The organism is Pseudomonas sp. Sample_16 (assembly GCF_004307665.1).
Classification (GTDB): Bacteria; Pseudomonadota; Gammaproteobacteria; order Pseudomonadales; family Pseudomonadaceae; genus Aquipseudomonas.
The window spans coordinates 1-629 of the sequence record NZ_RCOB01000206.1; the positions used below are offsets into that span (position 1 = coordinate 1).

General features: G+C 55.6%; 1 protein-coding gene. It reads right to left on the minus strand.

The features are described from left to right. Positions 1-434 precede the first annotated feature (434 nt). The coding region (locus D8U69_RS29645) for a hypothetical protein (protein ID WP_206663073.1) at positions 435-629 on the minus strand (195 nt) is incomplete at its 5' end.

Here is a 629-nt window from a genome sequence, read left to right on the forward strand (position 1 = left end):
CGTAGGGCGAAACGGTGTCGGTTTCAGGGGGATTGGGGGTGGGTTTGAACATGGTAAAACTCCTTGATCAATGGAGCCGCCACACATCGCTGCTAAACGAAAAGGTGGCGGCTGTACGCGGGTTAGCAGACCAGGGATCAAGGAACCCGGCGCACCGAAGTGCCCCACGCACAGCCACCATGACGCAGACTTGCCTGCACTCCGAGTGCGCAGACAGATCAAAGGGTGACACTGGCGAGCCTTGAAATTTACCGAGCTGCTAAACCCGATCGCTGGAAAAGTAGCGACACGAGAACGATAGAGACAAGGGCCAAGGCGCACAAGCCGGCGGATTCTGGCGTAGTTGTAGGTAACGACGCAAGGCAACGTAACTTTCAGGAAGCAATCTTGAACGCTTTTAAACAAGCCGTAGGGATTGGTTGGCTGTCAGGCCGCTATCGCTGGCAAGCCAGCTCCCACAGGTTTTGTGGTCTATGGGATTTCAGCAAACGAAACCAACCTGTGTAGGAGTGAGCCTGCTCGCGATGGTCGTTAACGATGACGCGGGCTATCTGAATGTCCGTGTCGCCCAATCGTTTTTCGCGAGCAGGCTCGCTCCTGCAGGGATCGGGCACATCTGGTAGAGATTG